Annotated in this window: 19 protein-coding genes and 1 pseudogene; 14 read left to right on the forward strand and 6 right to left on the reverse strand. The window is 71.2% G+C overall.

Annotation, left to right across the window (positions count from 1 at the left end):
- The first annotated feature begins 131 nt into the window (after positions 1–131).
- Positions 132–614: a peroxiredoxin gene (locus tag WMF22_RS25160; protein WP_012237250.1), complete on the forward strand. Its 483-nt coding sequence runs from the start codon at positions 132–134 to the stop codon at positions 612–614.
- Between the two features lie 114 nt (positions 615–728).
- Positions 729–2,738 carry a DUF4139 domain-containing protein gene (locus WMF22_RS25165; RefSeq protein ID WP_437292542.1) on the forward strand — a complete coding sequence of 670 codons (2,010 nt, stop codon included), beginning with the start codon at positions 729–731 and terminating at the stop codon, positions 2,736–2,738.
- A 429-nt stretch (positions 2,739–3,167) separates the two neighbouring features.
- Here WMF22_RS25165 and WMF22_RS25170 read toward each other — a convergent pair whose 3' ends face one another.
- The 3 genes from WMF22_RS25170 to WMF22_RS25180 all read right to left on the reverse strand — a co-directional run bounded on the left by WMF22_RS25170 (position 3,168) and on the right by WMF22_RS25180 (position 5,371).
- Positions 3,168–3,467: a hypothetical protein gene (locus tag WMF22_RS25170; protein WP_438031438.1), complete on the reverse strand. Its 300-nt coding sequence runs from the start codon at positions 3,465–3,467 to the stop codon at positions 3,168–3,170.
- 275 nt (positions 3,468–3,742) lie between these two features.
- Positions 3,743–4,714: a type 1 glutamine amidotransferase domain-containing protein gene (locus WMF22_RS25175; protein ID WP_438031439.1), complete on the reverse strand. Its 972-nt coding sequence runs from the start codon at positions 4,712–4,714 to the stop codon at positions 3,743–3,745.
- A gap of 45 nt (positions 4,715–4,759) precedes the next feature.
- Positions 4,760–5,371, reverse strand: a complete 612-nt coding sequence (locus tag WMF22_RS25180) for a Crp/Fnr family transcriptional regulator (RefSeq protein ID WP_437292545.1) — start codon at positions 5,369–5,371, stop codon at positions 4,760–4,762.
- Positions 5,372–5,468: 97 nt separating this feature from the next.
- Between WMF22_RS25180 and WMF22_RS25185 the strand changes: the two genes are divergently transcribed.
- From WMF22_RS25185 to WMF22_RS25195, 3 genes are all read left to right on the forward strand, one after another.
- Positions 5,469–6,062, forward strand: coding sequence for a hypothetical protein (locus tag WMF22_RS25185; protein ID WP_437292546.1), 594 nt, complete (start codon positions 5,469–5,471; stop codon positions 6,060–6,062).
- A 311-nt stretch (positions 6,063–6,373) separates the two neighbouring features.
- Positions 6,374–7,237, forward strand: coding sequence for a mechanosensitive ion channel family protein (locus tag WMF22_RS25190; RefSeq protein ID WP_437292547.1), 864 nt, complete (start codon positions 6,374–6,376; stop codon positions 7,235–7,237).
- Between the two features lie 208 nt (positions 7,238–7,445).
- Positions 7,446–7,877: a nuclear transport factor 2 family protein gene (locus WMF22_RS25195; protein ID WP_437292548.1), complete on the forward strand. Its 432-nt coding sequence runs from the start codon at positions 7,446–7,448 to the stop codon at positions 7,875–7,877.
- A 212-nt stretch (positions 7,878–8,089) separates the two neighbouring features.
- Here the strand turns inward: WMF22_RS25195 and WMF22_RS25200 are convergent, their stop codons facing one another.
- Positions 8,090–8,827: a helix-turn-helix transcriptional regulator gene (locus WMF22_RS25200; RefSeq protein ID WP_437292549.1), complete on the reverse strand. Its 738-nt coding sequence runs from the start codon at positions 8,825–8,827 to the stop codon at positions 8,090–8,092.
- A 101-nt stretch (positions 8,828–8,928) separates the two neighbouring features.
- Here WMF22_RS25200 and WMF22_RS25205 point away from each other — a divergent pair, with 101 nt between their 5' ends.
- Positions 8,929–10,041 carry a DNA alkylation repair protein gene (locus tag WMF22_RS25205; RefSeq protein WP_438031440.1) on the forward strand — a complete coding sequence of 371 codons (1,113 nt, stop codon included), beginning with the start codon at positions 8,929–8,931 and terminating at the stop codon, positions 10,039–10,041.
- Between the two features lie 206 nt (positions 10,042–10,247).
- Positions 10,248–10,901 carry an HD domain-containing protein gene (locus WMF22_RS25210; protein ID WP_438031441.1) on the forward strand — a complete coding sequence of 218 codons (654 nt, stop codon included), beginning with the start codon at positions 10,248–10,250 and terminating at the stop codon, positions 10,899–10,901.
- Positions 10,902–10,954: 53 nt separating this feature from the next.
- Here WMF22_RS25210 and WMF22_RS25215 read toward each other — a convergent pair whose 3' ends face one another.
- On the reverse strand, positions 10,955–11,902 hold the full coding sequence (locus tag WMF22_RS25215; RefSeq protein WP_437292552.1) for a diacylglycerol/polyprenol kinase family protein: 948 nt from the start codon (positions 11,900–11,902) through the stop codon (positions 10,955–10,957).
- A gap of 783 nt (positions 11,903–12,685) precedes the next feature.
- Here WMF22_RS25215 and WMF22_RS25220 point away from each other — a divergent pair.
- From WMF22_RS25220 to WMF22_RS25245, 6 genes and pseudogenes are all read left to right on the forward strand, one after another.
- The gene (locus WMF22_RS25220) at positions 12,686–16,657 is read left to right on the forward strand and encodes a M36 family metallopeptidase (protein ID WP_438031442.1); all 3,972 of its coding nucleotides are present in this window, start codon (positions 12,686–12,688) and stop codon (positions 16,655–16,657) included.
- A gap of 105 nt (positions 16,658–16,762) precedes the next feature.
- A complete protein-coding gene (locus WMF22_RS25225; RefSeq protein WP_437292554.1) occupies positions 16,763–17,422 on the forward strand; it encodes a carbonic anhydrase in 660 nt (219 codons plus the stop codon).
- Between the two features lie 267 nt (positions 17,423–17,689).
- Complete coding sequence (locus WMF22_RS25230; protein WP_437292555.1) at positions 17,690–18,877, forward strand: sensor histidine kinase; 1,188 nt, start codon at positions 17,690–17,692, stop codon at positions 18,875–18,877.
- Positions 18,874–20,280 carry a sigma-54-dependent transcriptional regulator gene (locus WMF22_RS25235; protein ID WP_438031443.1) on the forward strand — a complete coding sequence of 469 codons (1,407 nt, stop codon included), beginning with the start codon at positions 18,874–18,876 and terminating at the stop codon, positions 20,278–20,280. Before WMF22_RS25230 ends, WMF22_RS25235 begins: the two co-directional genes overlap by 4 nt.
- 297 nt (positions 20,281–20,577) lie before the next feature.
- Positions 20,578–21,252, forward strand: a pseudogene (locus WMF22_RS25240) (response regulator); the annotation flags it as partial.
- 222 nt (positions 21,253–21,474) lie between these two features.
- Positions 21,475–21,834 (forward strand): roadblock/LC7 domain-containing protein, encoded by a 360-nt coding sequence (locus WMF22_RS25245; protein WP_437301608.1) that lies wholly within the window; start codon positions 21,475–21,477, stop codon positions 21,832–21,834.
- Positions 21,835–21,844: 10 nt separating this feature from the next.
- On the opposite strand, the gene WMF22_RS25250 is transcribed toward WMF22_RS25245, so the two are convergent.
- Positions 21,845–23,071 (reverse strand): cytochrome P450, encoded by a 1,227-nt coding sequence (locus WMF22_RS25250; protein WP_437292557.1) that lies wholly within the window; start codon positions 23,069–23,071, stop codon positions 21,845–21,847.
- 518 nt (positions 23,072–23,589) lie between these two features.
- On the opposite strand from WMF22_RS25250, the gene WMF22_RS25255 reads away from it, so the two are divergent.
- Positions 23,590–24,780, forward strand: coding sequence for a PAS domain S-box protein (locus tag WMF22_RS25255; protein WP_438031444.1), 1,191 nt, complete (start codon positions 23,590–23,592; stop codon positions 24,778–24,780).
- The last annotated feature ends 19 nt before the right edge of the window (positions 24,781–24,799 follow it).

The raw sequence follows: 24,799 nt of genomic DNA on the forward strand, positions 1-24,799 counted from the left end.
CCGGCGCGCCAACATGACCGCTTCCTCAAGTTCTTCCTGATCCGGGGCGCAGGCGGCCGTCACGGCAGGCGAGCCGCCGCGCTCCGCGGGGGCCTTGGACGCGGCGCGGCGCATCGGGTAGAGGAGACGCCATGCTCGGAAAATCCACCCTGTCCGTCGGCGAGACAGCGCCTGATTTCAGCCTGCAATCGCAGAAGCGGGAGACGGTCAAGCTCTCCGACTTCCGGGGCAAGAAGACCGTTGTCCTGTTCTTCTATCCCAAGGACGACACCCCGGGATGCACGGCGGAGTCGTGCGCGTTCCGCGACCATTACGATGCGTTCGCGGAGGCGGGCGCCGAGGTCCTCGGCGTGAGCGCCGACTCGGCGGGGTCTCACCAGCAGTTCGCCGACAAATACCGCCTGCCCATGACGCTGCTCAGCGACCCTGGCGGGGAGACCGCCGCGCGCTACGGCGTCAAGTCGCTCTTTGGCCTCCTCCCGGGCCGCGTGACGTTCGTCATCGATCGCGACGGCATCGTTCGACATGCCTTCTCCTCCCAGCTCCGCGCGACCCGCCACGTCGACGAGGCGCTCGCGGTCGTGAAGCAGCTCGAGGCCTCGCGGCGCGGCTGACGCGCGGCGCCGCGCCCGATCTCCCGGCGAGCCACCGTCGTTGACGCCCCCCGGAGGGGCGTTATGGACCCCCCAGGGCGGGGCCATCGCACGCCTCCGCCGGGGGAGGCGACGATGAACCATGGATTGAGGACCACAGCGACGCTGCGGGCCGCCGCGATGGATCCGGCCCGATCGGGGGCCGCGCCGGACACGCTGCTGCTGAGGCGGGTGGTGCTCTCGACGGGCGGAGTCGGATATTTCGAGCACGAGGCGCGCGTGCGCGGCGACGCCGAGCTCCGGCTCGAGGTGCGGCTCGATCAGGTCGACGATGTATTGAAGAGCATCGTCGTCTATGACGATCGCGGCGTGATAGGGAATATCACGCTTCCCGGGAGGGAGCCGCTGCGCGATCTGTTCCGCGAGCTCCCGTTCGACGAGGACGCGCTCGAGTCCGAGGCCGCCCTGCTGAACGCGCTCCGCGGCGCCGAGGTGCGGACGCGAGGGGCGCAAGGGGCCATCGCCGGGCGGATCGTCGCGGTCACAACGGCGCAGGCGGCGCTGCCGCACGGCGGCTCGGAGGACCGGCACCGGCTCTCGCTGATGTCGGAGGGCGCGCTGAAGCAGGTCGTCCTGGAGGAGCTCGAGAGCGTGGAGCTCGTCGAGGAGCGGCTGCGGCAGCAGGTCGGCGCGGCGCTGGTCGGGCTCTCGATCCGGCGGGAGCGCAACCGCCGCGAGCTCGTCGTGCGCACGGCCGGCGAGGGCGAGCGGGTGGTCCGCGTGGCCTACGTCATCGAGGTGCCGCTCTGGAAGACGACGTATCGGCTCACGGTGCCGGAGGACGCGCAGACGAAGACCGGGGCGCTCGCCGGGTGGGCCGTCGTCGAGAACCAGAGCGGCAGCGACTGGCAGAACGTGGATTTCACCCTGGTGTCGGGGGACCCGGTGACGTTCCGCCAGGCGCTCTACGAGATCTATTACGTGGCCCGGCCGGAGGTGCCCGTCGACGTCGCCGAGCGCGTGCTGCCGCGGCTCGACGAGGGCGCCGCGGGGCTCGCGGCCAGGGCGGCGCGGCGCATGGGCCACCGCGCCGGCGGGGGCGCCGACGAGGCCCGCGCGCCCGCCGCGGCGGTCACCGTGCCCGCCGAGAAGGTCGAGCCGGAGCCCGCGGAGGCGGCGACGCAGGTCGTGTTCCACTTCCCCGCGCCGCTCACGATCGCGAGCGGCCAGACGGCGCTCCTCCCGATCATCCAGCGCGAGATCCCGGCAGAGCGGCTGTGGCTCTATCAGCCCGAGGCGAGCGCGCGCAGCCCGCTCGCCTCGGTCCGCCTGAGGAACGACGGCGACACGACCCTCCCGGCCGGCGCGATCACGGTCTTCGAGCGCTCGGGCCGGGGGGTCGTCACCTACGTCGGCGACGCGCGCCTCTCGCCGCTGCCGCCGGGCGAATCGCGGATCGTGAGCTTCGCCGTGGACCGGAAGGTGCGAATCGACCGCGAGGAGCGGGGCGAGGAGGTGTTCTCGCGCGCCAAGATCCAGGGCGGCATGCTCGAGATCGTCAGGACCGCCCGCAAGGTGACGGTCTACACGATCGCGGGCGCGGCGCGCGAGCCGCGCGTCCTGCTCATCGAGCACCCGCGCATCGCCGGCTGGGACCTCGCCGAGCCCACGGAAGGCGTCGAGGCGACGCGCGATCGCTACCGCGTCCGGCGCGAGGTCGCCGCGGGCGAGACGGCGCGCGTGACCGTGGCGCTGGAGCAGCCCATCTCGCACACGGTGGCGCTCACGGGCCTCTCCGACGAGCAGATCGAGGTGGTCCTGTCGTCGCGCGAGATCCCCGAGGCGCTGCGCGCGGCGCTCGCGCGGCTCGCGGAGCTCAGGGCCGCGCTCGCCGAGAGGCAGCGCGCGCTCTCGGCCCTCAAGTCCGAGATCGAGGCGCTCCGCGCCGAGCAGGGGCGCGTGCGCGACAACCTCAAGGTCGTGCCCCCGGGGAGCGCGCTCCACGAGCGCTACCTCAAGACGCTCAGCGAGCAGGAAGACCGGATCGCGGCGGTGTCGGCGAAGCTCCCGGGCGCGCGGGAGGCGGTGGCCAGCGCGGAGCGGGCGCTCGCCGAGTACGTGCGCGGCCTGTCGCTCACGACGTAGCTCTGGAGTCGACCGAGATCGTCCCCGGCTGCGCGGGGGTCGTGCCGAGCTGCCCGGCCCTCGGAGCCCTGCTGCGCGGGCCCGGCGCCCTCCTGCGCGGCCTCCGCTCCCCTCCTGCGCAGGCTCGGCACTGCTCCTGCGCGGGCCCGGCGCCCTCCTGCGCGGCCTCCGCTCCCCTCCTGCGCAGCCTCGGCACTGCTCCTGCGCGGGCCAGGCGCCCTCCAGCGCGGCCTCCGCTCCCCTCCTCCGCACCCCCATCGGTGTCCTGTCTCACAAACGAGCTGCTCCTGCGCCGCCCTGGCGACCTCCTGAGCACCCCCATCATGGTGTCTGGAAAAGAGCTGGGGTTGCTACGCTGAGGTCACCGCAGTTCACGCGTGATGGCTCGGGCTGGACGGGCCCCCTCGGTGTGCGGCAGAGATCGTTCCGTCACAGCGGCGGCTCGATTCCCAGGATCTTGGTTCCGCTCGAGTCCAGGATCGCGTGATGAGTGCCGCTCTCGCCAAGCGCGTGGGTGGCCGTGAAACTGAAATAGTAGTTCGACCCGTAAGACGGATAAAAACTCCCGTCGTGCGCTCCGCGTACGACCTTGATAGCGTAGCCCACCGGCCCCTGCACGAGACCCTGGAATTCGTTGTCGTCGTAACCTTCAATGAGCTGCTTGAGGCTGTCCCACGAAAGGTCGCCCTGATAATGGCTCGGTCGCTCGTCGATGAGCATCTTCGTCACCCCTCTGTGAATTCGCCGCGATTGCAACCCGGCGCGCGTGGCGCGTCGATACTGAACATGCGCCCGTCGTCCTCGCGAAGGCGGCCATGCGGCGGCATCGGGGGAGGCGCCGTTTTCCGCGGGGGGGCGTCGGCGAAGCTCCCGGGCGGGCGGGAGGCGGTGGGCAGCGCGGAGCGGGCGCTCGCCGAGCACGTGCGCGGACTGTCGCTCACGTCGTAGCGCCGCGGGCCGAACGGGCCAGGGAAATCCCATGGCCCTCGCTCCGCCGAGCAGGCCTATCGGTGGCCCTCGCGGGCCCCCTCGGCGCAGCGGGCGCCGCGCCGGTAGTCGGCCAGGGCCTCCAGATAAAGCGCGCTGAACCGATCGGTGGAGAACGGATTCTGGCTGGTCACGAGGTTGCAATCCCGCTGCGCGTAGGCGCTCCCGGGGAATGCGGCCTCGTGCTCGTAACCGTGATCCTCGAGCTGCTCGCCGATGCCCCGGACCTGGGCGTCGGCCCCCATCACGAAGGTCTCGATATAGAACTCCTCGAACGACGAGACCGACGTCACCGTCCGACCGCTGAGCGGATGCGGCTGCCGCATGCGGGTGAGCACCGCCGGCGCGTGGCAGATGAGCCCCACGGGCTGGTGTTTCGCGCCAAAGTGAGCGAGCAGCGCGTGCAGATCCGCGTTGTCGAGCAGGTCGACCATCACGCCCTGTCCGCCGGGAACGACGATGCCGTCGAACGAGTCGGCCGCGGCGCGCGCCGCCTTGAGGCTGAGCGGCGCGCGGACCTCCGGGGCGCGCTCGACGAAGCGCTGCGCTTGCGAGCGCCGCGCTCCGTCTCCCCAGTACCGCTCGTCGAGGCTCTCCGGGTCGATCGCCGGGGCAGCGCCCCCGTCGGTCGCGAACACGACCTCGTGCCCCGCGCCGGTGAGGGCCAGGTACGGCTCGTAGAACTCGCCGAGGAAGGTGCCGGTCGCGCGCTTCGAGCTGTCGGCGAGCGTCTGCTCTCGCGCGGCGCTGAGGACGAACAGGATCTTTCCTCTGGGTTTCTCTGCCACCGGACGCCCGGGGAACACGGGGTGGAGCCTCGGCGCGGCCGCGCCGCACGCGACAAGCGCCGAGCCGGCGAGCACGACCGCGAGGCCCGCGATCAGCGCCGTCCTTCGGGCCGCGCCCCGCGGCGCTCTGCGGCGCCCCGGGCCGCGCGTGGGTTCCGTCGCCGGGCGCTCGCCGTCTCGCTTCGTTCGTTCCGTCGTCATGCGGGAGACCATGACCAGCGGAACGAGCCCGCACCTTGATCCAGATCAAGAAGCAGCGGTCCTGGTCACGGCGCGCTTCAGGCGGCTCAAAGCCTCGGGTGTGATGCCGAGATAGGCGGCGATGTGGTAGTCGGGCACGCGGCGCGCCACGGCCCCGTGCTCTGCGAGGAACGCGCGATAGCGCTCGGCGGCCGGATCCATCAGCAGCGACGCCTCGCGGCGCACCTTCTTCAGGTACACCCGCTCGACGATCCGGCGGCTCACCCGCTCCCAGTAGATGTCGCGCTCACAGAGCTCGCTCAGCCGCGAGTAGGGCGCGACGAAGAGCTGCATCGGCGTCAGCGCCTGGATCGTCAGCCGGGCGGGCTCCCTGGTGATCAGCGCCTCCAGCACCGACATGAAGTCCGGCGCGGAGACGAACCCCTTGTTGAACTCCTTCCCATCGCTCCGCGTGTAAAACATCCTCGCGATGCCGGAGTTGACGAGCGCCACCGAGTCGCTCGCCTCGCCCGCCCGCACGAACGCCTCGCCCTTCCTGAGGCTCTTGCCGTGAAACAGGGCCGCGAAGGCGTCGAAATGCGGCGCCGGCCGGGCGTCGAGCGCGGCGATCATGCGCGCGAGCGCCGCCACCTGCTCCGCGCGCGAGAGCTGCACCATGGCAGGAGAGCCTAGCACGGCGCTCCCGGAGCGCGTCTACCGCTCGCCCGCGCCTGCATCGTGACGGGCCGAGTCGCATGGGCTAGATCACAGGTGCATGAACCAGTCGGCGGTCACAGCGGTCCTTGTCGGCGCTTGCCTTCTCGTCGGCGCTGCATCGGCGCAGGCGGACGGCGTGCCCCCGGCGGGGGGCCCTCCCCCCGCGGTGTATCCCGCGGAAGGCTGGCCCAACGTGGGGCGCCCTGGCGACCCGGTCGTGAGCGTGGGCGGCCTCTTCAGCTATACTGGCCGCGAGAACGCCGATGACGCCGTGGGCGCCGGCGTGGAGGGGAGCCTCGCGTGGTACGGACAGCGCTCGTTCGCCTGGATAGGCGCCGTGGTGCAGGCGCAGCTCGTCGCCGACCGACCGGTCCACGAGAGGTTGGCGCTCGGCTTCCAGGGTGGGTTCGGCCCGGTCGGCGCCGAGCTCTCGATGTACACCGAGGGCGCGGGCCGGTCGAACGCCCGGACGTATGGGGCGCAGATCGTCCCCTTCATCGCGATCCCCATCGCCTACGCGGGCTTTCGACTCGCCCTTCCGTTCGACGGGAGAGCTGGCGCGACGATGCCTTCTTACGGCACGGAGTACGGGCTGGTCATTGGCTTGAAGTTCCCGATCAACCCGAGAGCCTTTGGACACAGTCTTCATTGAGCCGGTTCACAGCCCCGTACGCCGGCCACGCCGTTCTCCGCCCACGCCGCTGGCCCGCGTCCGCTCTCCGCACGCCGCGATCGGCCGCGCCGCCCGTTGCTCCTTCGCTACAACGAGGTATCCGCTCCGCAGCCGCCTGATGTCCGCAGGCCGCAGCGCTGAGGCTAGAAAATCTCGGTCGCGCCCCTCGCGGTGCGGCCCGCCGGTGTGATAAAGCTGGCCGCCGGGGGGCAGATCCAGCAAGGCGCGTCGCGCATGCGCCTTGCACGGGGGCCCCCGCGAGCGGCGCATACGTCGCCAGGAGGCTTGAGATGGACGAGAGGGTTCAGCGGTACGTGGACATGGGGGTAGCGCTCGGGGTGAGCGTCGGCGGGAAGATCGTGGGCGCGATCCTGGTCTGGATCATCGGCCGCATGATCGTCCGGGGGCTCCTGTCGATGATGCAGCGCAGCTCCGCGCTGAAGAAGCTCGACACGACGCTGGCTCATTACCTGGAGTCGGCGGCGTCCGTGCTGCTGAACATCCTGCTCGTCATCGCCGTGCTCAGCGTCTTCGGCGTCGAGACGACCACCTTCGCCAGCCTGCTCGCCGCGATCGGCATCGCCGTCGGCATGGCATGGTCCGGCCTCCTGTCGAACCTCGCGGCCGGCATCTTCATGGTCCTCCTGCGCCCCTTCAAGACCGGGGATTTCGTGACGGCCGGCGGCGTGACAGGCACCGTCCACTCGATCGGCCTGTTCGCGACCACCCTCGATACGCCCGACAACGTCCGCACCATCGTGGGCAACAACAAGATCTTCAGCGACACGATCCAGAACTTCAGCACGAACCCGGTCCGCCGCGTCGACTGCACCGCGCAGCTCGCCCACGGCGCGGATCACGAGGCGGCGATCGCCCGGCTCAAGACGCACCTCGCGCTCATCCCCAACGTCGCGAAGACCCCTGCGCCCAGCGTCGAGATCCTGGATTTCACCCTCGCCGGGCCCGTGCTGGCCGTCCGGCCCTTCTGCCACACCGATCATTACTGGGACGTCTACTTCGCCACGACCAAGATCATCCGCGAGGAGCTCGGCAAGATGGGGCTCCCCGTCCCGAGCCAGCACGTGCACATCAACCAGCTCGCGGCGGCGCCTCCCCACCGCGCCGCAGGCTCGGAGATCCACCCGACGGCCTGACGCTCCGCCGATCGGCCGCGCGCGCCCTGCCCCCGCGCGCGGCCGGGATGCCCTGCATCAAGCGGATGAACCGGACACAGCTCGTCCTTCCACCAGCGGAGCAAGGGCCCGTCCCAGGCAGCCCGGGCGCGGGGTCGAGCGGGCGAGGCGCCGAGACGACGCCGTCGAGGCCCTTGCGCCCGCGCTAGCCGGGGAGCATGGTCGCTGCATGAGCGTCGAGGAGCGCGTCGCGGCGGAACGGCTTGTCCTGGCCGCCAATGAGGCCTTTTACGAGGCGTTCCGCGCCGGGGATTACCAGGCGATGTGCCGGGTGTGGGCCGAGCGGGCGCCCCTGGCCTGCGCCCATCCCGGCATGGAGGCGCTCTCGGGGCGCGCCAGCGTGCTCGAGAGCTGGAGCCAGCTCTTGCGCCAGACCTCGCCCCTGCGCATGCGCTGCCAGGGCGCCTCGGCGCACCTCTTCGGGGACTTCGCCTTCGTCACGTGCTACGAGGCGAACGGCGATGAGCCCGCACACCTGTGCGCAACCAACGTGTTCGTCCTCGAGGACGGGCAATGGAAGATGGTCCACCACCACGCGGGCCCGCTCTCCGCACCGCGGCCCGAGCGGTGGGCGCCCGCTCGCTCCCGGCTCATGAACTGAGAGGCTGGCCGGGGCCGTGGTAGATGCGGCTGTTCGCGTTCTCCCAGGACGCCTCGTGGAAGCTGGGTCGCCAGAATTCGGTATCCAACCTAAGCCATCCGCCAGCGCCGATGCGCGACCATCCGACACCCTGACTCCCGGGCTCCGCTCGATCGAAGCGTGGTGGGCACAGCGCCGGAGCCTGACGGATGTCCGTCCGTTTTGGCCGAGCTTCATGGTCGTTCGCCGAGGAGCGGCCGCCACGCGCACTCCTCCGGCAAGAGCGCCCAGATGACGTGGGCGCTCGGACGAAACGCGATCTCCCGCAGGACGCGGGGCGTCGAGATGCGATCCATCCTGAACATTCGCGGCTCGTTCTTCCCCGTGTCCAGGGCGAGCACGTACCAGACGGGGCTCTGGATCAGGAGGCCGTGCGGCTCCACGCGTCGCCTCGACGTCCTCCCCTCGCGGTCGCGGTAGTCGAACCCGAGACCGACGCCGGCGGAGAACGACTCCTCGAAGAGCCTCACCAGCTCTGCAGGGGGCGCCCCGGCGCCGGTGCGCACTGGCTCGCTCGCCGGATCGCCGACGATGACCCTGCGGCAGAGGGCGCGCAGCTCCCGCGCTCGTTCAGGAGGAAGGCTGCTGAGCAGCTTGGCCAGGGCGGAGCTGGCGGCGTCGCTCCACGGAAGGTCGCTCGCGGCCTGGGAGAGGCGCGCGGAGAGCCAGAGCGTCACGATCTCGGCGACCGAGAGGTGCACGGCGGTGACGCCCCGGCCCGCGTCGAGCCGGATCCCCCCGCCGGGGCCGGCCTCGCCCTCGATGTCGAGGCCGCGCTCCCTCAGCGTCGCGAGATCCCTGCGCACGGTGCGGGCGCTGACCCCGAGCGTCGCGGCCAGCTCACCGACCGTCGTCGCTCCCCGCGCGCGAAGCAGGTCGGAGAGCTCCATGACCCGGACGGCGCGCGACATATGGTGACAGAATCTGTCAGGGTCTCGCGCTAGTCAACGCCCATGTCCAACGTGGCGAACACCTGGCCAATCGGCCTCGGCGTCCTCACCGGCAGGTACCCATGGCCGACCGGCTGAAGGACCTCTTCGACGAGCGGTGCGTCCGCTCGATCTCCCGCAACCTCAGCTCGGCGCACCCTGGCCTCGACGAGCGGGGCTTCGCCCGCGACTGCCTGACCGGCCTCTCCGATCTGGAGCTCACGGGCCGCGCCTCCCACATCGCGGACGTCATGCACCACCACCTGCCGCAGCCCTTTCCGGAGGCCGCTCGCGTGATCGTCGCCTCGCTCGGGCCCGAGCTCGATCGGAGCGACGCGTTCGGCCTCGCGCCGCTGCAGTACATGCCGCACGTGTTCTATGTGGCGAAGCGCGGTCTCGATCACTTCGAGGACGCGATGACAGCGCAAGTCGAGCTGACGAAGCGGTTCTCCGCCGAGTTCAGCATCCGCGCGTTCCTGACGAGGTACCCCGACGCGACGCTCCGCCGGCTCCGCGCGTGGGCCGCCGACCCGAACGTCCATGTCCGGCGGCTCGTCTCCGAGGGGACGCGCCCGCGGCTGCCGTGGGCCCCGCGGCTCCGCGCCTTCCAGCAGGATCCAGGCCCGGTCATCGAGCTGCTCGAGCTTTTGAAGGACGATCCGGAGCGCTACGTGCAGCGCTCCGTCGCCAACAACATCAATGACATCGGCAAGGACCACCCGGACATCGCGGCGAGCCTCTGCCGGCGCTGGCTCGAGGGCGCGCCGCCCGGGCGGCAATGGATCGTGCGCCACGCGCTGCGCTCGCTCGTCAAGAAGGGTGATCGCGGCGCGCTCGACGCGCTCGGCTTCGGCGCGGCGCCGAGCGTCGCGATCGCCTCGGCGGCGCTGTCCCCGCGATCGGTGAGGCTCGGCGGAGAGCTACGCTTCTCGTTCGAGCTCGCGTCGACGGCGCCGCGCGACCAGGAGCTCGTCGTCGACTGCGCCGTGCACTTCGTGAAGGCGAACGGCTCGACGCGGCCAAAGGTCTTCAAGCTGCGGAAGCTCGTCCTGCCGCCGTCGGGTCGAGCCGAGATCACCGGCAAGGTCTCCTTCGAGGAGATGACGACCCGCCGTCACTATCCCGGTCGCCACAGCATCGATGTGATGGTCAACGGCGTGGCGCACCCCCTCGGGCACTTCGATGTGCGCCGGTGACCGAGCGAAGAAAGAGAGTGAACAGGGAGGCAGGGAGACGGGGAGATTTGTGGGATTTTACTCCCCGTCTCCCCGTCTCCCTGTGAATTTTCCCGAACAAGAAAGTAGAGAGGATGCTTCAGAGCGAAGGGAGGTGGCGTCCCTGAAGGCGCGGGCGCCGCGCAGAGCCGTTGCGCGGGTCGGGGTCCGCGTCTATGAGGCGGGAGATGAAGGACTGGGAAGCGCTCTTCGCAAAGAAGCTCGAGGAGACCGACCTCGGCAAGGATCCGGCCCATGATCTGGCGCATTTCGCGAGGGTCGTCGCCACGGCCAAGGCGCTCGCGGCGGACGAAGGGGCAAGGCTCGAGATCGTCGTCCCCGCGGCGTGGCTGCACGATCTCGTCAACGTCCCCAAGAACGACCCCAGGCGCTCCCAGGCGTCGCGGCTCTCCGCGGAGGAGGCGCTCTGCTTCCTGCGGAGCGTGGAGTACCCCGAGGCGTTCCTCCCCGACATCGCCCACGCCATCGAGAGCCACAGCTACAGCGCGGGGATCGCGCCGACGACCCTCGAGGCCAGGGTGGTCCAGGACGCCGACCGCCTCGACGGCCTGGGGGCGATCGGGATCGCCCGCTGCTTCGCCGTGGGCGGCCTGCTCGGCGTGCGGTTCTACGATCCAGGGGACCCGTTCGCCGAGCGGAGGCCGTGGGACGACCGGGTGAACGCGATCGACCACTTCCACGTGAAGCTGTTCAAGACCGCCGAGAGCCTCACGACGGCCGCAGGGCGCCGCGAGGGCGCGCGACGCGCGGAGTTCATGAGACAGTACCTCGCTCGCCTCGCGCTGGAGATCGGCGGCGAGATGGCGGCTGACGTAAGCTGACGTAAGCTTACGTTAGCTGACGCGAGCCGACGTCAACTGACCGTCAGACGACGTCAGCCCGCGCCCGCGACCGTCACCGCGGCCGCCACGGCCACCGGGATCGTGAAGTTGTCGTCCATCCGCGTGGAGAACAGCTCGGTCGCCGCCCCGGCAAGGCCCGCGACGGCGGCCAGGAGGAGCCGCGAGGAGAGCGACGCCGGGCCGAGCGCCCACATCACGGCGAGGGCGCTCAGCGCGCCCGCCACGAAGAAGGCGAGCGTGCCCTCCAGCGAGCGGCCGTCGCGCAGCCGCGTGCGGCCGAAGCGGCGGCCGATGAGGGCCGCCGCCGGGTCGGCCACCGCCAGCACCACCACGGCGAGCGACTGGCTCAGCCGCGTCCCGAACAGCGCCAGCAAGAAGAGCGCTGTCACGTACCAGGTCGACGAGTTCACCCGGTAGCGCTCGTGCGGGTGCGCCACGAGCCGGAAGACCCCCATCAGCCGCTCATTGACCCGCTCGCTGACCCGGCGGGCGATCTCCATCGACCACACCGCCACGACGAACGCGCCGCTCGCGGCCACGAGCCAGCCGCGCTCCGGCAGCAGCTGGATCAGCCCGAGCACCAGGAGCCCCATGCCCACGTGCCACAGGCTGCGCGCATGGTTCGTCGGCCTGACGCTCGGCGGCGCGCCGACCACGCCGCGGAGCGTCAGCAGCAGCGACTCGTAGGCAGGCTGCACCTCTCGCTGGAACGCAATCCACGCCGCCTTGGGCGAGGGTGTTCCGGTCGGGGTCGCCCGCTCGACCGCCGCGAGCAGCACGCGGAGCCGCTCGCGGAGCCGCTCGATCGTGCCCCCGGCATCGTCGCGCTCGGCCGCCACGACGAGCTCGCGGAGCCGCGACGCCACCCGCTCGACCCGGGCGCGAACCTCGGGTTCGTCATGGAAGACGAAGACGGCGGGATCGACCTGACGCAACAGTACGCAGAGCTCTTCGGAGACGAGCTTGGTCTCGATGTGCAAGGCGTGAATCACGTTGGGTTTTGCGAAGATAATCGCCGGGGGTCGGGCGCCATGTCAGCGCTTCGTCATACCGGCACCCCGCACGTGAGCTGGCTCGCGGCGCCAGCCCTGCATGAGTCCGCACCACACGAGCTCGCACCGCACGAGCCGGCCCTGCACGACGCGCCGCGCGAGCCCGCACCCCGTGAGCCGGCGCCGCACGACGCGCCGCGCGAGCCCGCCCCCCCGCGAGCCGGCCCTGCACGACGCGCCGCGCGAGCCGACCCGACGCCGTCCGGGTCCCGGCGCCGCTCGCGGGCGCGACAACCACTCGCGGGCGCGACAACCGCTCGCGGGCGCGACAACCGCTCGCGGGCGCGACAACCGCTCGCGGGCGCGACAACCACTCGCGGGCGCGACAACCACTCGCGGGCGCGACAACCACCCTCCTGCCCACCCGGCGGCGACCGAGGGAACCGCTCGGCTCGCCTCGCGAGGACACATGACACGGCAATTCATGGATTCATGCAATGCGCCAGCAAGGAGTGCTTCTCTATTCCATCCTGGTCCCGGCGCCGCGTGACTCGCGCTCTCGGGAGCGCCCGGACGAAATCGCATGAGAGGCGCCTTACGACGCCGGACGGAGCGAGAGCCGTCGCGCTTTCCCTGCGCGCACGCTGGGGCTAGGTTGCCTCGCGCCGCGGATTCGACGGGTGGGCGCGAGGCGCCCGGGGAGGAAGCGCGCGGCCTACCCGCGCGCGGCCGGTCATGCGTCGTCCGCTCGGAGTCGGAGAATCGAGGAACATGAAGGTCTCAGTTCGGTACACCGCGCTGTCGCTCGCGCTGCTCGCAGGCCCCATCGCCCACGCGCGGGAGCGCCCGGACTACGATGCCTACTTCAAGGCCCCACCCGCGCCGCCCGTCCGCGCGGCGCGCCGCGCGCGCGTCATCGACGTCGACGAGCGCGCGTCGACGCCGGGCGCCGTCGTGGCGTCGACCGATCCGCAGCGCGGGGTGCCCACCTTCGTGTGGGCGACGGCCCCGGGCCACCGCCCGCCGGCCGCGACCCACGCGACGCCCGAGGCCGCGGCCCGGTGGTACGTGCAGCGGTACGCGCGCCTCTACGGTCTTCCGCAGGCCGCGCTCGACACGGCCGTTGTGCGCCACATCCACGACACCGGGCGCGGCGGCATCGTCGTGACGCTGGGCCAGGACGTCGACGGGATCCCGGTCTTCCGGAGCGGGCTGAAGGTGCTCATGAAGCGCGACCTCGGGCTCGTCGCCCTCGCGGGCAACCTCCACGCGTCGGCCGTCCCCCTTTCGCCCGGCGCCGCCTCGCCGGCGGCCGGCTCGCTCCGCGGCCGGGCGTTCTCCGGCTCGCCGGCGCAGGCGGTCGTCCGCGCCCTGCGCGACGCGCACAGCATCGACGTCAAGACGGCCGACCTCCGCGAGCTCGGCGAGGCGAAGGGCGGGTATCGGCTCTTCGACATCGCGGACACCGATCACGCGCGCCAGCGCGCCGGGAGCCTGCGCTTCACGCAGCCGGCGCGGGTCAGGAAGGTGCTCTTTCCGCTGCCCGACCGGCTCGTCGCCGGCTACTTCGTCGAGCTCGTCTCGGGCGACGCCGGCGGCACGAGCTCCTCGGCGTACGCCTGGGTGTTCGGGGCCGGCGACGGGCAGCTGCTCTCCCGGGAGAACCTGTCCCACGCCGCGTTCGATTACCGGGTCTGGGCGGAGGAAGGGGGCGATCACAGGCCGCTCGACGGCCCCCTCGCGGATCTGTCGCCGCACCCGACCGGGCGGCCCGACGGCCACGTCCCTCGGTTCGTCGCGCCGAGCCTCATCTCCATCGATGGCTTCAACACGAACCTCGACGGCGGGGCCGATCCGTGGCTGCCGGCCGGCGCGACCTCGACCCGCGGCAACAACGTCGACGCCTACGCGGACCACAACGCGCCCGACGGGTTCTCCAGCGGCGATCTCCGCGCGGCGCTCTCGGGGCCGGGCTCGTTCGACCACATCTATGACCCGCTCGCCGAGCCGCTCGCCACGCCCGAGCAGACCATGGCGGCCGTCACCCAGATCTTCTACGTCACGAACTGGCTCCATGACTGGTACTACGACTCCGGCTTCACCGAGGCCGCGGGCAACGCCCAGCGCGACAACCTCGGTCGGGGCGGCCTCGACGGCGATCCGCTGCTCGCGGAGGCGCAGGACGACGCGACCGGCGGCAGCCGCGACAACGCGAACATGGACGCGACGTACGACGGCGCGTCGCCCCGGATGCAGATGTACCTGTGGTCCGGGCCGGATCAGCGCTCGCTGAGCGTCACGCCGCTGAACGCCAGCTACGCGTCGAACACCGCCCTGTTCGGGCCGCGGCGCTACGAGGTCACCGGCGAGCTCGCCCTCGCCCTCGACGGCGTCGAGCCCCGCGGCGACGCGTGCGGGCCGATCACGAGCGACGTGGCCGGCAAGATCGCCCTCGTCGACCGGGGCGGGTGCACCTTCGCCGAGAAGGCAGAGAGCGCGCAGGCGGCAGGCGCCATCGGCGTGATCATCGCCAACAGCCGCGAGAGCGACGGGGCCCCGCGGCTGTCCGGCGAGGCCCCCGAGGTGACGACCCCCGCCCAGAGCGTCTCGCACGAGGACGGCAGCGCGCTCAAGGCGGCGCTCGCCGCCGCGGACGCGCCGCTCACGGTCACCATGACCCGCGAGCCCGGCGTCGAGCGCGACGGCACGATCGACAACAGCATCGTGGCGCACGAGTGGGGCCACTACATCCACCTCCGCCAGGTCGCCTGCGGCACGAAGATGTGCGGCGCGCAGAGCGAGGGGTGGGGCGACTTCATCGCCCTGCACATGGCGCTGCGCGACGGCGACGACCTCGACGGCGTCTTCCCGCTCTCGAGCTACGGGAGCGCGGCGCTCGGCGACAGCTACTTCGGCATCCGCCGCGCCCCCTACTCCGTCGACTTCACGAGGAACGGGCTGACGTTCAAGCACATCTCGGAGGGCGCCCGCCTCCCCGACCACCCGCTCAACGGCTCGTCCTCCGACAACTCCGAGGAGCACAACGCCGGAGAGGTCTGGGCGAGCATGCTGTTCGAGGCCTACGTCGGGCTGATCCGGCACGGCAGCGGCCTGACCCCGCCGCGCGCGTTCGAGCAGACCCGGCGGCGGATGAGCGATTACGTGGTGGCCGGCATGCAGCTCGCGCCGGTGAGCCCGACGTTCACCGAGCAGCGCGACGCCCTGCTCGCGGCCGCGCTCGCCAGCGATCAGGGCGACTTCCTGGCGATGGCGGAGGCGTTCGCCCGGCGCGGCGCCGGCACGTGCGCCGTGTCCCCGCGCGCCGACTCGCGCGATTTCTCCGGCGTCGTGGAGAGCTTCAGCGTCCAGCCCGAGATCTCGCTGGTCCGGGCGGAGCTCGACGACAGCGCCGGCTCCTGCGACCGCGACGGCCTGCTCGACGCGGAGGAGTCCGGCACGATCACGATCGAGATCGTCAACCGCGGCGCGGCGCCCCTGACCGGGGCGGTGGCGTCCATCGAGGTGCCTTCCGCCGGGGTGACGTTCCCGGACGGCGCGCGCGCGTCGTTCGGCGACATCGCGCCGTTCGCGACCGGGACCGCGACCGTGGCAGTGAAGCTCGACCGGACCGTGGCGCCCGCCGAGGACCTCGAGCTCGGCCTGACGCTGAAGAGCGCCGCGGCGTGCACGCCGGTGCGGGTGGAGGCGCTGGTGCGCCGCGTGAACTTCGACGAGCTGCCGGGGTCCTCGGCGGTCGACGACGTGGAGGCGCAGCGCACGACCTGGCGCGTCGAGGGGCTCTCCAGCGAGCTCGTCTGGTCGCGCGCCGAGGGCACCTCGCCGGACCGCGTGTGGCGCGGCGTCAACCTCGGGAGCGTGTCCGACACGGCGCTCGTGTCGCCGGCCCTGGAGGTCAGCGAGTCCGAGCGCTTCGTGCTGACGTTCGCGCACCGGCACCGGTTCGAGACGAGCGACGAGACGTCCTGGGACGGCGCGGTGGTCGAGCTCAGCGCCGACGGCGGCGCGACATGGCGGGACATCGGGGGTCGCGCGCAGCCCGGCTACAGCGGGAGGGTCACCGCCGAGTCGGGCAATCCGCTGGGCAGGCGGAGGGCCTTCGTCGGCCAGAGCCCCTCGTGGCCCGAGGTCGACCACGTGGCGATCGACCTGGGGACCACGTTCGCCGGGGAGACGGTGCAGGTGCGGTTCCGCGTCGGCACGGACGCGGCCGCGGGCGACGCCGGCTGGGAGCTCGACGACATCGGGTTCGCGGGCCTGAAGAACAAGCCGTTCGCGACGGTGGTCGAGGACACCGCCTCCTGCCAGGGCGGGCCCGTGGCCGACGCGGGGGTGGACCAGGCGGTCGCGATCGGCGAGCTCGTGACGCTCGACGCCTCGGGGAGCTCGGACCCCGAGGAGGACGCGCTGACGTTCTCCTGGGTGCAGACGGCGGGGCCCGCGGTCGAGCTGATCGGCGAGGGCGCGCGGGCGACCTTCGTGGCGCCCGAGGTCGCCGCGACGACGGCCCTGTCGTTCGAGGTGACGGTCAGCGACGGGATCCTGGAGGCGACCGACCAGGTCAGCGTGGTGGTCGATCCGGCGAAGGAGCCGGAAGCTGGAGGCGAAGGCTGCGGGTGCGCGATCCCGGGGGGCGCGCCGCGCGGGCCGATGGCCGCGCTCGGTGCCGCCGCGGCGCTCGCGGCGTTCGCGAGGAGGCGGCGCCGGGTGAGCGATGAGCCATGAGCCATGAACCATGAACCCTGAGCGATGAGCCCGGCAGCTGACATGGGAGGCGTAAGTTTCACCCATTGACGCCCGCGGCCCGGTCCCCCACGGTGGCCGGTAAGCATGGGACTCAGCAACGCTCCGCCCGCCTCTCCCGTCGTGACGGCCGACCAGGCGCTGGAACGCCTGATCGAGGGCAACCGGCGCTTCGTGGACAACATCCGCGGCGAGCACGTCATGATGGGACAGCGGGCGCGGGCCGCCCTCGTGGAGGGGCAGCAGCCCTTCGCCATCATCCTCAGCTGCTCGGACTCGCGGGCGCCGTCGGAGCTCATCTTCGACCAGGGGCTCGGGGACCTGTTCGTCATCCGGGTCGCGGGCAACGTGGTGGCGCCCTCGCTCGTGGGCAGCGTGGAGTTCGCCGCCGCCGCCTTCGGGACCCGCCTTGCCGTGGTGATGGGCCACTCGCGTTGCGGCGCCATCGACGCCACGCTGTGCGAGCTGCTCCACGAGGACAACGGCGGCCCCGTCACCGACAACATCCGCGATATCGTCGAGCGCTGCCGAGCTCCCGTCGAGACGGTGGTGAGCGCCGCCGGCCGCGACGCCGACAGGAGCTTTCTCCTGCGCGAGGCGGTGCGCGCCAACGTGCGCAACTCATGCGATCACCTCCGGCACGGCAGCCGGCTCCTCGAGCGGCTGTGCACCGAGGAAGGCATGCTGATCGTGGGCGCCGAGTACGCCCTCGAGACCGGCAAGGTGACGTTCCTCCCGCGCGCGTGACGAGCCGGCGCGCCTCGTCGCTGCACGCCAGTCGGCGCCTCGGCGCATGAGGCGAGTCGAGCGTTCCGTCGATGTTGCAGGCCATCGTCCAGGCGAGTCCGGCCGAGAGCACATGAGCGCCGCCGCGGACATAAGCACACGAATCCGCCGGGTTGTTCTCTCTTTTCAAGCCCAGAACGGAGGCGTACCATGACCTCTCCAGCATCGACGAGGGCGGTCCCAGCGAGTCCGTCCGCAGGAATCTGAACGTGCAGGAGGGGGGGCCTGATGCACTTCACCGAACGTGCCTGCGTATCACCGCCTGAGCACCCGGACGCGACGCCGCGGGAGATAACGGTCGACTCGGGGATGACCGTGCTGAACGCGCTCATGAAAGGCGCGATATCGGGTCAGCCGGCCAATTACGTCCACGGGTACAGGGTCGGAGTCGAAGACATCCCTGCTCCGATCCTCGGGCTGGACGACGCCGAGCTCGTGATCGTGGCGAACGAGAGGGCGCGGGATCTGCTCCGGCTCGGGCTGTACGGCTGGGAAGGGCAGCCCGCCCAGGCGGTGCTGAACTTCAGCTGCAGCCTCCGCGAAGAGCTCAGCAACCGCGACGGAGGCGTGCACACCTACAACCTCGAGCTCTGGAACGAGCACGGCACGCCCCGGCCGACCACGCTGACGGTCCGGCGCCTGTCGGGACGCGGCCCGCTCCGTTATCTGTGCCTGATATCGCCCGCGGACGGCGCCGGCGCCGCGGGCGGACCGTCGAGCGACCAGCTCGCCGCGATGGGCCAGATGATCGCCGGCTTCGCGCACGAGGTCCGCAACCCGCTCGCGGCGCTGAAGTCCATCGTCGAGGATCTCTCGGCAGAGCCCGCGGCCGAGGAGCAGTGGGGCCGGGACATCTCGCGCCTCAGCGGCCTCATCGCCCGCATCGAGCGGCTCGTGCGCAGCTCGCTCCGCCTCGTGCAGCCCGAGCGGCCCATCCGCAAGGAGCACGACGCAAGCCTGCTCGTGGCGAGCGCCCTGGATCTGCTCGGCGCCCGCCTGCGCACGACGCCCGGCGGTCCTATCCGGGTCTCGTGCGACGCCGAGGCCCCCACCGTCGTCATCGACGAGCACCAGATGGTGCAAGTGCTCGTCATCCTGCTCGAGAACGCGATCGAGGCCGCCGGCAGCGCGGATCAGGTCCGGGTCCGCATCCACGATGGACCGCCCGAGGACGGCGAGCCATCGATCGGCCGCGGCGGGCGGGTCTACGTCGACATCGAGGACGATGGGCCGGGGATACCGCACGACATCCTGAGCCAGATATTCAACCCCTTCTTCACGCGCAAGGCGCGGGGGACCGGGCTCGGCCTCTCGATCGCCCTCAAGCTGCTCCGCGAGAACCAGGGGAGGGTCCGGATCCGGTCGACGGTGGGGCGCGGCAGCGTCTTCTCCATCGAGCTGCCGGGGACTGGATGACGCGGCTCCTCGTCGTCGATGACGACGATGACGTGCGACACGCGATCTCCCGGGCGCTGGAGAAGCAGGCGAGCGGGATGTTCATGGCGGCGACGGCGCGCGAGGCGCTCGCCATCGCGACGCAAGCGACCGTCGACGTCGTCGTCCTCGACCTCGGGCTGCCGGACGCGGAGGGCGCCGCGGTCCTGACCGCGCTCCTCGGCGCCGATCCGAGCTGCCGCGTCGTCGTCCTGACGGGCCGCGACGACGCGCGCGCGGCCGTGGGCGCGCTGCGCGCGGGCGCCGCCGATTACCTGGTCAAGCCCTTCGAGCGGGAGGAGCTCTTGCGCGCGGTCGCCCGCGCCGGCGAGGAGTCGGCCCTGCGCCGCGAGGTGCAGCAGGCGAGGCAGGCCATCCAGGACCGAGGCCTCGTGGGGGCCTCCCCGACGTGGACGCGCGTGCTCGACGAGCTCCACCTCCTCGCCGAGCGCTCGCGCGCCTCGGTGTTGATCACGGGGGAGTCGGGCACCGGAAAGGAGCTCGTCGCGCGCCTCCTCCACGCGTCGAGCCCGCGCTCCGCCGGCCCGTTCGTGACCGTCAACGCGGCCTGCCTCCCGGCGCAGATCCTCGAGTCCGAGCTCTTCGGCCACGAGGCCGGGGCGTTCACCGACGCGCGCTCGTCGCGGCAGGGGCTGTTCGAGCTGGCCCACCGCGGGACGCTGTTCCTCGACGAGATCGGCGAGTTCCCCCTCGAGCTCCAGCCGAAGCTCCTGCGCGTCCTCGAGGGTCACCCGTTCCGCAGGGTCGGCGGGCAACGGGAGCTCCTGACCGACGTGCGCGTCGTCTCGGCGACGAACCGCGATCTGCAAGCGATGGTGGCGGCGGGGACGTTCCGGGAGGATCTCTATTTCCGCCTCGGCGTGTTCCAGCTGTCGCTGCCGGCGCTCCGGCACCGCACCGGCGACGTCCGCAGGCTGGTCGTGCACTGGATAGCGGCGCTCGGGGCCGAGATGGGGCTCCGCGCGACGACGATCACGCCGCGCGCGGTCGCGCTGCTGGAGCTCTACGGCTGGCCCGGCAATGTCCGCGAGCTCCGGAACGTCATCGAGCGCGCGCTCGTGCTCGCGCGCGGCGGCGTCATCGACGTCGAGCACCTGCCGCCGGAGATCGGCGCCGCCGCGCCCGCGCCCCCTGCGCCGTCCGCCGCCGGCGCCATGGCGCTCCCTCCCGCCGCCGTGGCGCCCGCGGCCGACACCACCCTGTCGCTCGAAGCGGCCGTCCGTCGTCACATCCTCTCGGTCTATGCCGCGCACAGCGGCAACGTGACGCGCACCGCCGGCGCCCTCGGCATCACCCGAGTCTGCCTGCGGCGACACCTGCGACTCTACCTCACGGACCAGGAACGGAGCGCGGCGAGCACCTGAGCCCCGCACGGGTGGCTCGGCGCTGTCCCAGCGACGTCCGCGCCGCGCGGAGGCGCGCGCGCTCGCGCTCCGGTGGTTCGCGGCGGCCGCCATGGTCCGCGATTGACCGGCTGGTCCGCGCCGAGCCGGTACGCGCGTGACCGCCGGTCACGGCCTGCCCGCCGCGGCTCCGTGATTGTCCGCGGATACAGCGCCTCGGCGCGGCGGCGGCGCGCGGCACGGCGCCTGCTTGACCTGTTCGACGGGAGCGCAGGCGCGAGCCATCCGATGGAGTCCGAAGCGATGAGCGACGAACCGATGGACGACGCGAAGCTGCGCATCATCCTCGTCGATGACGAGGAGGCGCTGGTCTGGTCGCTGTCCAACCGCATCATCAAGCAGCGACCCGGCTATGCGGTGGAGTCGGTGACGGACGGGCACGCGGCGCTCCGGCTCTTCGATTCGGGGCCGGTCGATCTCCTGATCACCGACATCTGCATGCAGGGGATGCACGGGCTCGAGCTCATCATGGCTGCGCGCAAGCTCCTGCCGGCGCTGCCGGTGATCGTCATGACGGCCTATCCGACCGCCGATATCCACCGGGAGGTCGCGATGCGGGGATCGATCGAGTACCTCGAGAAGCCGTTCGAGTTCGAGCGCTTCCTTCGGAGCGTCGATGAGGTGCTGGAGCGGAAGCGGGTCGGCTTCTCCGGGGCCATCTCGGTCCAGACGCTCCCCGACATCGTGCAGCTCTACGCCCTGTCCAACGCGACCGGCGTGCTCCGGGTCCGCCACCGGACGGGCGAGGGGCGCATCTGGTTCGAGCGCGGGAGGATCGTCCACGCGTCGACCTCCACGGCGGCCGGCGTCGACGCCTTCTACCAGGTCATGCTCTGGAGCGGGGGCGAGTTCACCATGCAGCTCGGGCTGAAGGCGCCCGAGCAGACGATCCACGCCAGCTGGACCGAGCTCATCATGGAGAGCTGCCGGCTCATCGACGAGCGCCGGCGCACGCTGGAGTCCTCGACCGGACCGGCCTCCAAGGCCGGGTGGAGCCTCGCCACGACGCCGGGCGCCGGCGCACAGGAGGGACATTCGGCCACGGGCCCGCCGACGATGCGCGTCGGAGCGGCGCCGCCCGCGAGCCATGGCGGCGATCACTTGATTATCGACATGATCTGGGACGACGAGACCTTGTCAACGCAGGAGGAACCCATGGACATCAAGCAATGCCTCAGCAGGTTGAACAGCATCGACGGCTTTGTCGGCGCAGCGCTCGTCGACTCCGAGAGCGGGATGCTGCTCGGCCAGGAGGGCGGCGGCTCGCTCAACCTCGAGATCGCCGGCGCGAGCAACACCGAGGTGGTGAGGGCCAAGCGCAAGGCGATCCGCAACCTCAACCTGAAGGACGACATCGAGGACATCCTGATCTCGCTCTCCAAGCAATATCACCTGTTAAGGCCGCTGCGGAGCAAGCAATCGCTCTTCTTCTACGTGGCCCTCGACCGCGCGCGGGCCAACCTGGCGATGGCGAGGATCACGCTGGCGGAGATCGAGAGAGAGCTCACGCTCTAGCGCTCCGAGATCAGGGGTTGATGCGGCTCCGGCGCAGGACGAGCGGGAGCGACTCGAACCCGAGCGGCATCATCGCCCGCGTCTGCCGCAGCGGAGGCGCCTCGCCGGGCGTGATGGACGCATAGCAGTCGAGGAGCGCGTTCAGGGCGATCCGCGCCTCCATCCGCGCCAGCGCCGCGCCGATGCAGAAATGGGTCCCCTGTCCGAACGCCAGGTGCTCCGCCGGAGGCCGGTCGAGCCGGAACGCGTCCGGCTCCTCGAAGACGGCCGGATCCCGGTTCGCCGCGCCGAACACGACGTCGACCAGGTGCCCGGCCGGTATCATCACGCCGCTCACCTCGACCGGCCGCGTGGCGACGCGCAGGAGGCGCTGCACCGGGCTCGAATGGCGCAGCGTCTCCTCGATGATCGGCTCCACGAGGCTCCGATCCTGCTGCGCGCGCCGGTAGAGCTCGGGCCGCTCGGACAGGAGGTGCGCCATGTTGCCGATGAGGTTCGTCGTGGTGTCGTTGCCGGCGACGAGCAGGCCGACGCAGAAGCCGACCGCCTCGGGCGTGTCGAGGCGCGCGCCGTCGATCTCGGCCTCGACGAGCGCCGAGATGAGATCGCCTGACGGCGCGCGCCGCCGCGCCTCGAGCTCCTCCGCGAAGAAGTCGACCATCGCCTTGCCGCGGCTCGCGCGCTCCTCCGCCGGGATACCGCTGTAGGACATCACGGACTCGGACCAGCTCCGAAATTGCACATAGCGCTCCGCCGGGATACCGAGCAGGGTGGCGATCACCATCATCGGCAGGGGCATCGCGTAGGCGCCCATGAGGTCTGACGGCCCGTCGCCCGTCGCCTCGAGCAGCGAGGCGGCGAGGCGGCCAATCCACGGCTCGAGCTCCGCGATGCGCCGCGGCGTGAACGTCCGGCTGACGAGCCTGCGGAGGTGGGTGTGCCGGGGCGGATCGTCGTGCAGCAGCGTGATCCGCGGCAAGACACGGATCTTCTCGGTGACGTTCGACGAGAACGTCTGGGGATCCCGCAGCGCGGCGAGCACCTCCGCGTGGCGCAGGAGCGCGTAGGACCGGATTGGCTCGCCGAGGCCCGCGGCGCCGCCCGCGGGCACGCGCGCATAGAGCACCGGAGATCGCCCGCGCAGCGCGCGGTACGCGGGGTAAGGATCGGCTATCACCGAAGGCGCGGAGAGGTCGATCTGCTCGGGCGAGGGGCTCGGGGCGGTCTCGGTTTCCATGTCGAGCTCAGAGCGGCGCGGCCGCGCTGCCGGACAGCACATCCAAGCGGTTCGTGGAAGTCAAGTCCTTTCCCTGGCGTGACGACAGCATAGGTGACCCCATGGAGCTCCGGGCGGCATCCGCGCGATCAACGTCCGATCACCGTCATGAGGAGCGCAGTCTTCGCATCTCGCCCGACCCCCTCGCCTCGCGGCGTTCCGGGCCGAACGGATTGAACAGCATCCTGGACGCCGATCTCGATCACACATCGGGAATGGCCTTAGCGCGAGTTCCGGATCTACCCGGCCTCAGCCGGAGATGTGCGGCTTGTAATCTCGCAATGCAAGCTGGAACCCTCGCTGGGATCGAAGCATTTGGACATCTCCGGGCGCTCGTCATCGCGCTCGCGGGTCCTGAGAGGGGTGAGTCCGCTGACGCCGATTCTTGGTCAAAGTACATGCGCGATCCACGGCCCCTACGAACGAGGTGAGCACCGGTAGGAGGCCTGAATCGGGCTTGGGGGAGGGCAACATTCGTCATGACACAGTATTACACGAGTTCACGCGACACGTGGGAGGCAGCCTATCTCTACTCCCCCGAGGCGCTGTTCGTAGCGAATGTCGACGGCACGCTGTCGCACTGGAGCGAGTCATTCGGCCGCACGGTCGGGCACGCGGCCACGCCGGGGACGGCGTTCTTCCAGCTCTTCCACGACGACGACCGGGAGGCGGCCCGGGCGAAGTGGTCCGGGCTCCTGGAGGCGACCGGGGCCGTCGAGCTCCGCGGGCGGGTGATGACGGCCGGGAACGTGTATGCGTCCTTCTCCTGCGTGCTGCGCAGAGCGCCGCACGGCCAGGCGGTCTACGGCTCGCTGCACGCGGCGTCCGGCGCCGACGATCACCCCGTTGCCGAGCCGGGGAAGGGAGAGGACGCGGACATGCTCCGCGCCCTCTCCGACAACCTCCCTGTCATCGTCTGGTCATGCGACGCGGCGGGCGTCATCACCCGCCACGACGGGAGGGGCCTGGCGGGGCTCGGCCTCAAGCGGGGGCAGCTCGTCGGGACGAACCTGTTCGACGTCTTCGCCAACGCTCCCGAAGGCACGGAGAACGTGAGGAGGGCGCTCCGCGGGTCTCCCTCCCATTCGATGAGCCACGTCCCCACCAACAATTCGTTCTGGGAGAACTGGATGGTGCCGATCCAGAGTCCGCTCGGAAACGTCGAGTCCGTGATCGGGCTCTCGCTCGATGTCTCGGAGGCGAAGAGAGCGGAAGAGGAGCTCCGGCTGCGGCTGCTTCAGATCCAGAAGCAGCAGGAGGTCATCGGCAAGCTCTCGACGCCCATCATCCAGGTCTGGGACGGCGTGGTCGCGCTGCCGATGGTCGGCGTCGTCGACAGCGCGAGGACGGCCGACGTCATGCAGAACCTGCTCGACGAGATCGTCCGCACCAGCGCGCGGTATGCCATCCTGGATCTCACGGGCGTCGAGATGGTGGACACGCAGGTCGCGAATCACCTGATCAAGCTCGTGAACGCCATCCGGCTCCTCGGCGCGGGCGGGATCATCTGCGGCATCAGGCCGTCGGTCGCGCAGACGATCGTCGAGCTGGGCCTCGATCTGAACAGCATGGTCACGCGGTCGAACCTGCGGGCTGGAATCATGTTCTGCATCAACCAGATGCGCCAGCCCGCGTCGACGCCGGCGACGAACGGCCCCTCGGGCCGCTGACCCGCGGCCCCTCCCCTCC

The sequence above is a fragment of the Sorangium sp. So ce204 genome (assembly GCF_051526795.1).
GTDB classification, from domain to species: domain Bacteria; phylum Myxococcota_A; class Polyangia; order Polyangiales; family Polyangiaceae; genus Sorangium; species Sorangium cellulosum_B.